General features: G+C 71.6%; 10 protein-coding genes and 3 pseudogenes. 9 read left to right on the forward strand and 4 right to left on the reverse strand.

The features are described from left to right. Positions 1–128 precede the first annotated feature (128 nt). Positions 129–257, forward strand: a pseudogene (locus AC2CJA_RS19870) (diguanylate cyclase); the annotation flags it as partial. Positions 258–505: 248 nt separating this feature from the next. Continuing rightward, positions 506–712, forward strand: coding sequence for a chaplin (locus AC2CJA_RS19875; protein WP_484604056.1), 207 nt, complete (start codon positions 506–508; stop codon positions 710–712). An 87-nt stretch (positions 713–799) separates the two neighbouring features. Here the strand turns inward: AC2CJA_RS19875 and AC2CJA_RS19880 are convergent, their stop codons facing one another. Continuing rightward, positions 800–1,582 carry a hypothetical protein gene (locus AC2CJA_RS19880; protein WP_484604047.1) on the reverse strand — a complete coding sequence of 261 codons (783 nt, stop codon included), beginning with the start codon at positions 1,580–1,582 and terminating at the stop codon, positions 800–802. 108 nt (positions 1,583–1,690) lie between these two features. Between AC2CJA_RS19880 and AC2CJA_RS19885 the strand changes: the two genes are divergently transcribed. The 4 genes from AC2CJA_RS19885 (at position 1,691) to AC2CJA_RS19900 (ending at position 4,863) form a co-directional block, all read left to right on the forward strand. Beyond that, complete coding sequence (locus tag AC2CJA_RS19885; protein WP_484604048.1) at positions 1,691–2,482, forward strand: ABC transporter ATP-binding protein; 792 nt, start codon at positions 1,691–1,693, stop codon at positions 2,480–2,482. A 21-nt stretch (positions 2,483–2,503) separates the two neighbouring features. Further along, positions 2,504–2,926: an NfeD family protein gene (locus tag AC2CJA_RS19890; protein ID WP_484604049.1), complete on the forward strand. Its 423-nt coding sequence runs from the start codon at positions 2,504–2,506 to the stop codon at positions 2,924–2,926. 108 nt (positions 2,927–3,034) lie between these two features. Then, entirely contained in the window at positions 3,035–3,997 is a 963-nt protein-coding gene (locus AC2CJA_RS19895; RefSeq protein ID WP_484604050.1) for an SPFH domain-containing protein, read from the forward strand. Positions 3,998–4,095: 98 nt separating this feature from the next. Beyond that, positions 4,096–4,863 carry a sulfite exporter TauE/SafE family protein gene (locus AC2CJA_RS19900; protein ID WP_484604051.1) on the forward strand — a complete coding sequence of 256 codons (768 nt, stop codon included), beginning with the start codon at positions 4,096–4,098 and terminating at the stop codon, positions 4,861–4,863. Positions 4,864–4,906: 43 nt separating this feature from the next. Here the strand turns inward: AC2CJA_RS19900 and AC2CJA_RS19905 are convergent, their stop codons facing one another. The 3 genes from AC2CJA_RS19905 to AC2CJA_RS19915 form a co-directional block, all read right to left on the reverse strand. Then, positions 4,907–5,416 (reverse strand): HNH endonuclease, encoded by a 510-nt coding sequence (locus AC2CJA_RS19905; protein ID WP_484604052.1) that lies wholly within the window; start codon positions 5,414–5,416, stop codon positions 4,907–4,909. Positions 5,417–5,802: 386 nt separating this feature from the next. Continuing rightward, complete coding sequence (locus AC2CJA_RS19910) at positions 5,803–6,342, reverse strand: YbhB/YbcL family Raf kinase inhibitor-like protein (protein WP_484604053.1); 540 nt, start codon at positions 6,340–6,342, stop codon at positions 5,803–5,805. Positions 6,343–6,478: 136 nt separating this feature from the next. Then, positions 6,479–7,261, reverse strand: coding sequence for a sporulation protein (locus tag AC2CJA_RS19915; RefSeq protein WP_484604054.1), 783 nt, complete (start codon positions 7,259–7,261; stop codon positions 6,479–6,481). A gap of 133 nt (positions 7,262–7,394) precedes the next feature. Between AC2CJA_RS19915 and AC2CJA_RS19920 the strand changes: the two are divergent. The 3 genes and pseudogenes from AC2CJA_RS19920 to AC2CJA_RS19930 all read left to right on the forward strand — a co-directional run. Next, positions 7,395–7,652 (forward strand): annotated as a pseudogene (locus AC2CJA_RS19920) (DNA-3-methyladenine glycosylase); the annotation flags it as partial. Positions 7,653–7,666: 14 nt separating this feature from the next. Continuing rightward, entirely contained in the window at positions 7,667–8,278 is a 612-nt protein-coding gene (locus AC2CJA_RS19925) for a DNA-3-methyladenine glycosylase (protein ID WP_484604055.1), read from the forward strand. A 310-nt stretch (positions 8,279–8,588) separates the two neighbouring features. After that, positions 8,589–8,928, forward strand: a pseudogene (locus AC2CJA_RS19930) (DNA-3-methyladenine glycosylase); the annotation flags it as partial. Positions 8,929–9,232: the final 304 nt, after the last annotated feature.

Raw genomic sequence — 9,232 nt, forward strand, 5'->3', positions numbered from 1 at the left:
GAAAAACCGGGGGGGGGCCCCGGGCGACCGGGGCGGGAAGCTCCGCCGCCGGTCCCACGACCACCGCCCGGGCCCTTCCGGGCGGCGGGCCGATCCGCCCCGCGAACCCCCGCCGGTACCGTGACCGCATGCTCCCGAGAACCGGGCTGGCGGCCGTCAGCGCCGCCCTGCTCGCCATGAACCGCCGCCTGGAGGTCCGCGACGTCCTGCAGACGATCACGACCTCCGCGCGCGAGCTGCTGGACGCCGGGTACGCCACCCAGGCGGCACTGTGGGCCGTCCGGCACGGGATGGCCGACTGACGCGCGCCCGGCCGGTCCGGCCCGCCGTGTGCCCCCTCCGGCGGACGTCCGTGCCTAAATTCATACGAACGTGTGGACATGGCCGGTGCCGCGTGTCGTGCCCGGCCCCGGCCCGTTCTCCAGTGCGTGCCGCGGCGACCGGCCGCGGCGAACGCAAGGAGGATCGAGAAGTGAAGAACCTCAGGAGGGTCACCGCCGTCGCGATGGTGGCCGGCGGACTCGTCGCCGCCGGTGCGGGCGCGGCCTCGGCCGACTCGGGCGCGCAGGGCGCCGCCGCCCACTCGCCCGGCGTCGGCTCGGGCAACGTGATCCAGGTGCCCGTGCACGTGCCGGTCAACGCCTGCGGCAACACCGTCAACGTCATCGGCCTGCTGAACCCGGCCTTCGGCAACACCTGCGTCAACGCCTGAGCGCGAGGGCGGGAGCGGCCGACGGCTCCGCCCGCGCCCGCCCCGCACGGCCGGCCTCCCGGACCCGGCCGGGAGGCCGGCCCCGGCTCAGCCTCGCTCACGCTCCTCCACGTACGCGTTGTACGCCGCCACCACAGCCCGCCTGGCCGTACGCTCCACCGGCCGCAGCGCCTCGCTCCGCGCCGCCATCGCCCCCGCGCTCACCGCACCGCCGTGGTCCGGCCCGCCCGCGATCTCCACCAGCGCGCCCACCCGCTGCGCCAGCTCCAGGACACGTACCGCGCGCGGCGGATAGCCCGGCGCCAGCAGGGTGCGGCCCGCCTCCGCCCGGGCCCGGTACGCCTCCAGCGCCGCCGCGGCCACCGGTCCGGATCCGGCCACGTCCAGCCGCGCCAGCACCTCGGTCGCCTCGCGCAGCGCCTCCGCCAGCTCCCGTTCGGCCTCCCCGAGCGACGGCACGTCCGCGGGCGGGGCCTCGCGCACCGGCAGGCAGTGCCACACCACCTCGGTGTGCACATCGCCCTCGGGGCCCGCCTCGTGCACCAGCGGCACCAGCCCCAGCGCCGCCCCCGTCCCGACCACCGCCTCACCGGCCTCCAGGGCGCGGGCGTTGAACCCGGGCGGCCCGCTCAGTCCCAGCGGGTGCCCCGGCGCGGGCAGCGCCAGCCGCAGACCCGCCACGCCCGAGGCGCGCAACCGGCCGAGCGCCAGGGTGAGACCCACCTCACCGGGCTCGTCCGGCAGGCCCGCCACGCGGTGCACCGTGTCGTCGCCCACGATGCGCGAAGCGGCCTCGTCGGGCGACACCACTCCGGCGAACAGGGCATTTCCCCAGGCGGCCAGCCGCCCGGAACGAGGTTCTTCGAGCATGCCCCCAGCCTAAGGACAGCCACGCGGAAGTGGTGGCGTAGGTTTTCCCTGGGGACTGTGCCCACAGGCACAGGCGACAGCCGCGACTGCAATGGGAGACAACGCGCCATGAGCGATGTACTGGAGCTGGTGGACGTATCCGTGGTCCGCGAGGGTCGGGCTCTGGTGGAGGGCGTCTCCTGGTCGGTGAAGGAGGGGGATCGCTGGGTCATCCTCGGCCCCAACGGCGCCGGCAAGACCACCCTCCTCAACATCGCGTCCAGCTACCTGTTCCCGACCTCCGGCACCGCCACCGTCCTGGGCGAGAAGCTCGGCTCCGTCGACGTCTTCGAACTGCGCCCGCGCATCGGCATGGCCAGCAGCGCGCTCGCCGAGAAGCTCCCGCGCGACCAGACCGTCCTCCAGACCGTCCTCACCGCCGCCTACGGTATGACCGCCGGCTGGCGCGAGGACTACGACGCGGTCGACGAGCAGCGCGCCCTGGCCTTCCTCGACCGCCTCGGGATGAACGAGTACCTCGAGCGGAGGTTCGGCACCCTCTCCGAGGGGGAGCGCAAGCGCACCCAGATCGCCCGCGCGATGATGGCCGACCCCGAACTGCTGCTCCTGGACGAGCCGGCCGCCGGACTCGACCTCGGCGGCCGCGAGGACCTGGTGCGCCGGCTCGGACGGCTCGCCCGCGACCCGTACGCCCCCTCGATGATCATGGTGACCCACCACGTCGAGGAGATCCCCCCGGGGTTCACCCACGTCCTGATGATTCGCCAGGGCAAGGTGCTCACCGCCGGTCCGGTCGAGACGGAGCTGACCTCCGCCAACCTCTCGCGCTGCTTCGGTCTCCCCCTGGTCGTGGAGTACAACGGCGGCCGCTGGACGGCGCAGGGTCTCCCGCTCGGCTGACCCGGGCCCTACCATGGCGGTGTGGACGCATGGGTGTGGTGGCTGATCGCCGCCGTAGGACTCGGAATCCCGCTCGTACTCACGGCCATGCCCGAGTTCGGCATGTTCGCGGTGGGTGCCGTCACGGCCGCGGCCGTCGCGGCGCTCGGCGGAGGGCTGACGGCCCAGGTGGTCGCCTTCGTGGTGGTCTCCACCGCGCTGGTCCTCGTCGTGCGCCCCGTCGCCAGACGCATGCAGACGCAGCGGCCCGGACACCGCAGCGGCGTCGACGCGCTGACGGGCCGCCAGGCCGTCGTGCTCGAACGGGTCGACGGCTCCGGAGGGCGCGTCAAGCTCGCGGGTGAGATCTGGTCCGCGCGCGCCCTCGACACGAGCGCGTCCTACGAGCCGGGCGACCAGGTGGACGTGGTGGAGATCGACGGGGCGACCGCCGTCGTGATGTGATAGCCGGTGACCGCACGGTCACACAACCGCCGGCGACGCCGACGGCGCAGTCAGCCGCGCTGGTCAGCCCGGTCAGCGTGAGAACCTAGAAACGCAGGGGGAGCCACGATGGACGCCATCATCATCGTGCTGGTCATCCTGGTGGTGCTGGTCTTCATCGCACTCATCAAGACGATCCAGGTCATTCCACAGGCCAGCGCAGCGATCGTGGAGCGCTTCGGCCGCTACACCCGGACACTGAACGCCGGACTCAACATCGTCGTCCCGTTCATCGACACCATCCGCAACCGCGTCGACCTCCGTGAGCAGGTCGTCCCCTTCCCGCCCCAGCCGGTGATCACCCAGGACAATCTGGTCGTGAACATCGACACGGTCATCTACTACCAGGTCACCGACGCGCGGGCCGCGACCTACGAGGTCGCCAGCTACATCCAGGCCATCGAGCAGCTCACCGTCACCACCCTGCGCAACATCATCGGCGGCATGGACCTGGAACGCACCCTCACCTCCCGTGAGGAGATCAACGCGGCCCTGCGCGGCGTCCTGGACGAGGCCACCGGCAAGTGGGGCATCCGCGTCAACCGGGTCGAGCTCAAGGCGATCGAGCCGCCGACCTCCATCCAGGACTCGATGGAGAAGCAGATGCGCGCCGACCGCGACAAGCGCGCCGCGATCCTCCAGGCCGAGGGCGTGCGCCAGTCGCAGATCCTCACCGCCGAGGGTGAGAAGCAGTCCTCCATCCTGCGCGCCGAGGGCGAGGCCAAGGCCGCCGCACTGCGCGCCGAGGGCGAGGCCCAGGCCATCCGCACGGTCTTCGAGTCCATCCACGCCGGGGACCCGGACCAGAAGCTGCTGTCCTACCAGTACCTGCAGATGCTCCCCAAGATCGCCGAAGGCGACGCCAACAAGCTGTGGATCGTGCCCAGCGAGATCGGGGACGCCCTCAAGGGACTCGGCGGCGCACTGGGCAACTTCGGCCCCGGGGCCCCCGCTCCCTCCGCGGACCCCTCCGGCGCCGCCGCGGGCCGCTCCGACCTGAGCAAGCGCCGGGAACAGCCTCCGATCGACTGAGGACACGCCCGCCCTCCCGCCGCACCCGAATACATCGCGACCACGCCCCTCGGGCATGATCGGTGCACCGGACACCGATCAGCTGAGGGGCGTTGCGCGTGAGCATCTGGGAGGCGCTGGCGGTCTGCGTCGCCGGCATAGGCGCGGGTACGATCAACACGATCGTGGGCTCGGGGACCCTGATCACCTTCCCCGTGCTGCTCGCGGTCGGGCTCCCGCCCGTCACCGCCAACGTCTCCAACGCACTGGGCCTGGTGCCCGGCTCCATCAGCGGCGCCATCGGCTACCGCCGGGAACTGCGCGGACAGCGCGACCGAGTGCTGCGCCTGAGCGCCGCGGCCCTGGTCGGGGCGGTGGCCGGGGCCGCCCTGCTGATCACGCTGCCCTCCGCGGCCTTCGACATGATCGTCCCGGTCCTCATCGCACTGGCACTGGTGCTCGTCGTCGTCCAGCCGCGCCTGGCCCGCGCGATCCGCCGCCGCCGCGAGCGCGACGGCGGCGCCGCCCATCCCCACGGCGGTCCCGTGCTCCTCGGCGGCATGACTCTGGCCAGCATGTACGGCGGCTACTTCGGAGCCGCCCAGGGCGTCGTCTACCTCGCCCTGATGGGCCTGCTCATCAACGACGACCTCCAGCGGATCAACGCCGTCAAGAACATCCTCGGCGCGATCGTCAACGGGGCCGCCGCGGTCTTCTTCCTCTTCGTCGCCGACTTCGACTGGACCGCCGTCCTGCTCATCGCGGTCGGCTCGGCGGTCGGCGGACAGCTCGGCGCCCGACTGGGACGCGGACTGCCGCCGACCGCCCTGCGCGCGGTCATCGTGACCGTCGGCACGGCGGCGATCGTCCAGCTCGTGCTGGACTGAACCGACCGGAGCGGCCGCCGCCCGCGGCGGCCCGCGAGAAGCCTCAGGCGGACGCGGGCAGGGCCAGCCACTCCGGCGGCGCCTCACCGTCCCGCAGCCCCAGCGCGAGGACGAGCGCGTCCGCGGGCGTCGGCTCGAACGGCTGCGTCAGCAGCCGCATGCCCGCCTGCGCGGGGGTGCGGTCGGCCTTGCGGTGGTTGTCCTCCGCACACGCCGCAACGGTGTTCAGCCAGGTGTCGCCGCCCCCGCGCGAACGCGGCACGAGGTGGTCCACCGTGGTCGCCCGGCGCCCGCAGTAGGCGCACCGGTGCCGGTCCCGTACGAGTACGCCCCGCCGCGACCACGCCGCCCGTTGTCGGAACGGAACCCTCACGTATCTGCGGAGCCTGATCACCTGCGGTACCGGAAGGTCGACCCGTGCCGCCCGCACACGCAACCCGGGATGAGACTGCTCCACCACGGCCTTGTCCTGCATCACCAGCACCACCGCGCGCCGCAGCGACACCGTCGACAACGGCTCGAAACCGGCATTGAGCACCAGCGTCTCGCGCATCTCACCCACCTCCCGGCCCGCCCCGCGGCGGAGTGGGACCACTGTGCCCCTGTCCGACCGGGCGGACAACGCAATTTCCGCACGGTGTACGGGGGATGGGAGGACGGTGGCACGCGGACGACGGGACGAGGGGAGAGCGGACAGGCGGGCGGCCGCCGAGGCCGCCCACCCTCCGGAGGCTCCGGGAATTCCCGAGCTCCCGAGTTCCGGCGGACGGCGGGGCACGAGTGCGCCCCGCCGCCTCCGCCACCGCGGTGCCTGCCGCTCGGCCACCACGGCGCGACTCGTGGACAGTGAGGCGCGGGTCCCCTCCCGACGGTGAGGCCGGCCGCCGGAACGGCCCCGGCCTCCGACTCCCGGCTTCCCGGTCCGCGGGGAGTCCGGGATCAGCCCTCGGCGGGCACCTCGTACTCACCGATCAGCCGCGCGCGAGCCAGCGTGTGGAAACGCAGGTTGAAACCGACCACGGCGGGTGACGCGTCCGCCTCCACGCCCAGCTTCCCGGTGTCCACGGCGTAGACGGTGAACACATAGCGGTGCGGGCCGTCCCCGGGCGGTGGCGCGGCCCCGCCGAAGTCACGGGTGCCGTAGTCGTTCCGGACGTGCACCGCCTCCGGGGGCATCCCCGTCATCCCGCCCGTGCCGGCGCCCGCGGGCAGCTCCGTCACGGTCGCGGGGATGTCGAACACCGACCAGTGCCAGAAACCGCTGCCGGTCGGCGCATCGGGGTCGTAGCAGGTGACGGCGAAGCTCTTGGTCTCCTCCGGGAATCCCTCCCAGCGCAGGTGCGGTGAGGTGTTGCCCTCGGCGTGGACCTGGTCGGGCTTCAGCGGGGCGCCCTCCGAGACGTCGTCGCTCACGACCGTGAACGACGGCACCGGGGGATGGAAGTCGTGGGGGAGCGGGCGCCGCTTCTGCTCGGTCACGTGGGAAACCTCCTCGTCGGCGTGACATCGCTGCGCCGGTCAGCCTAACGATCCCGGTCCGCCGTACGGCGCAGGGCGCGGCCCGGTGCGACACCGGACCGCGCCCTGCGCGAGGAGCACCCGACTCCCGGACCTCTCAGAACCAGTTCCGCCGGCCGCCGACCTCGGCCAGCCACTGGTTGAGGTAGGCGGCCCAGTCGGTCTGCTGAAAGTCCGACAGGCCCACGGTGAAGGAGCGGTAGGTGTCGCTGCCCTCGCTGAACAGACCGGCCTTCTTGTCCATCTCCAGCACGACGTCCATCCCGTGCCCGTCCGCGACGAAGCTCAGCTCGACCTGGCTCAGCCCCCGGTACTGCTGCGGTGCCAGGAACTCGATCTCCTGGTAGAAGGGCAGCTTCTGCCGGGTGCCGCGGATGTGCCCCTGCTCCATGTCCGCGTTCTTGAACCGGAACCCGAGGGCCCCGAAGGCGTCGAGGATCGCCTGCTGGGCGGGGAGCGGGTGGACGTTCACCGGGTCGAGGTCACCGGAGTCCACCGCCTTGGCAATCGCCAGCTCCGTCGTCACCCCGATGTTCATCCCGGTCAGGTGGCGGCCCGTGAACATGGTGATCGGAGTCTCCCACGGAACCTCCAGCCCGAAGGGCACCGTGTGCACCGCGCCCGGCTGGAGCTCGAAGGCGCCACCGAGCCGCATGCGGTGGAACTCGACGTTCCTGGTGTATTCCTCCTCCCCGCTCTCCACCTCGACGCGGGCCTGGAGACCGACCGACAGTCCCTGGATCTCCTGGGTGACCGACCCGCCCTGGATCCGCACCTCCCCCTGGACCACGCCGCCCGGAACCACGTTCGGCTCGGTCAGCACCGTCTCCACCGACGCGCCGCCGATGCCCACACTCGCGAACAGCTTCTTGAAGCCCATGTTCTTCCTCCCCCAGGCCCCGGCCTGTGTGTCGTGCCAATCCCTATGAACGCCCGAAGTCTGCCGGACGGTTCCGCCGACCAGGGCCGCCGCCCACAGTCGTTACCCGATGGCTGCACTACGCTCGGCAGACGTGAGCGCCGACCACGACCGTAAGCCCCTGCCCCGCGCCTTCTTCGACCGGCCCGTTCTGGAGGCCGCCCCCGACCTGCTCGGCCGTGTCCTGGTCCGCATGACCGAAGACGGCCCGACCGAGGTCCGTCTGACGGAGGCCGGGGCGTACGCGGGCCGTATCGGCCCGGGACCGCGCGCCTACCGGGGCCGGACGGAGCGCAACGCCGTGATGTTCGGCCCTCCCGGCCACGCGTACGCCTGCTTCACCTACGGCATGTCAAGGCGGTCAGCATGAACGTTGGCCTCCTCGCCCATCCTGCTGAAGAGGTCGCTCCCAGGCTGCTCGGGAGCGTTCTCACCTGCAAGACCTCCGAGGGGACCGTGAGCATCGCCATCACGGAGACCGAGGCGTACTCGGGTACGGCTGACCCAGCCTCCCATGCCTACCGGGGTCAGACACCTCGTAACGCCGTCATGTTCGGACCCGCAGGACACCTGTACGTCTACCGGTCCCACGGTCTCCACTGGTGCGCCAACGTCGTCACCGGGACGGACGGCATCGCCTCGGCCGTCCTCATCCGGGCGGGCAGGGCCATCGAGGGGGAAGACCTGGCACGCAAGCGGCGAGGGGAGAAGGTCGAGAGCCCACGCCTTGCCCGAGGTCCGGGGAACGTCTGCCAGGCACTCGGCATCACGGCGGAGCACAACGGCGCAGACCTCCTGACAGGTACCTCGGTCATGTTGTCCGAGGGCGAGTCGGTACCTGCCGCGCTCATCCAGGTTGGTCCTCGGGTAGGCGTGAGCAAGGCCCATGACTGGCAACACCGGTTCTACCTCGCCGGTGATCCGACGGTCTCGGCGTACCGACTGAGCCCGAGAGCCAAGCCGTCCGCCGGAGCCTGAGCCGCTGTGCGTCTTGCTCACGGCCCGCCGGTGAGTCGGCGCGGAGAGTCGGGCCAGGAGGCGGGTGATCGCTCGCGAGCGCGGCGCGTGACGCGTTCCCGGCCAGGCCAGCGACTGCCGACGTGCGCCGACTCAGGCCGGACGACAGACGTGAGCCACCCATCGGCTCGACTTGTTGTGTCAGGTTCCCGCCCTTGGACTCTTCGCCCCTCGGGGTGGGGCCGAGCCTGGTGCGGATGATCGCTCGCACTGCATGTCTCCTGCTTGTCGTTGCCTTGCCGATGCCAACGACATACACGCTTGGCGCGTCACCTACGGCATGTGGCACTGCCTGAGCCTGGTCTGTGAGGGGCCGGGCATGGCCGGCGGCGTGCCGCTGCGCGCCGGCGAGGTGCTGACCGGCCATGAGCACGCGCGGCGGCGGCGACCGAAGGCACGCAACGACAGCGAACCGGTCAAGGGGGCCGCCCGTCCGGCCACCGCCCCGGGTGTGGACCGCGTCCTCAACGGTGCCGATGCCTGCGGTGGAGGCGAGAGCGCCCCACCCGTGGCGCTACTGGGTCACCGGAGACCCCTCGGTCAGCCCGTACCGGGCGCATCAGCCATGTCGCCGTCGGGAGCGGCTTGACGCTGGACCGACCGAGGTCTAGTGTTGACCAGGCCGCTGGAACGGGACGATATCCACGGCGACCGGACAGGTCGCGTGAGAGAGGCCCGAGCGGACACCACCAAACACGGACTTCCCCGATTCGGGAGTCCTTTCCTTTGCGCTCAAACGCTACGGGAAACCGATCCGAATGGCTCGATTATGAGTCGCCGGAAAAGTCCGCTAGGGTGGCGAACACACCGAAGGGAAGCGCCCGGAGGGGCCCCGGGAGGGGTGCCGAAGGAAGCGTCCGTTCCTTGAGAACTCAACAGCGTGCCAAAAGTCAACGCCAGATATGTTGATGCCCC

The organism is Streptomyces sp. ATLC9, assembly GCF_057196705.1.

Coding starts and splice junctions, on each gene's coding strand:
- AC2CJA_RS19875 (WP_484604056.1), top strand. CDS start 506: ATGGTGGCCGGCGGACTCGTCGCCGCCGGTGCGGGCGCGGCCTCGGCC.
- AC2CJA_RS19880 (WP_484604047.1), bottom strand. CDS start 1,582: ATGCTCGAAGAACCTCGTTCCGGGCGGCTGGCCGCCTGGGGAAATGCC.
- AC2CJA_RS19885 (WP_484604048.1), top strand. CDS start 1,691: ATGAGCGATGTACTGGAGCTGGTGGACGTATCCGTGGTCCGCGAGGGT.
- AC2CJA_RS19895 (WP_484604050.1), top strand. CDS start 3,035: ATGGACGCCATCATCATCGTGCTGGTCATCCTGGTGGTGCTGGTCTTC.
- AC2CJA_RS19905 (WP_484604052.1), bottom strand. CDS start 5,416: ATGCGCGAGACGCTGGTGCTCAATGCCGGTTTCGAGCCGTTGTCGACG.
- AC2CJA_RS19915 (WP_484604054.1), bottom strand. CDS start 7,261: ATGGGCTTCAAGAAGCTGTTCGCGAGTGTGGGCATCGGCGGCGCGTCG.
- AC2CJA_RS19925 (WP_484604055.1), top strand. CDS start 7,667: ATGAACGTTGGCCTCCTCGCCCATCCTGCTGAAGAGGTCGCTCCCAGG.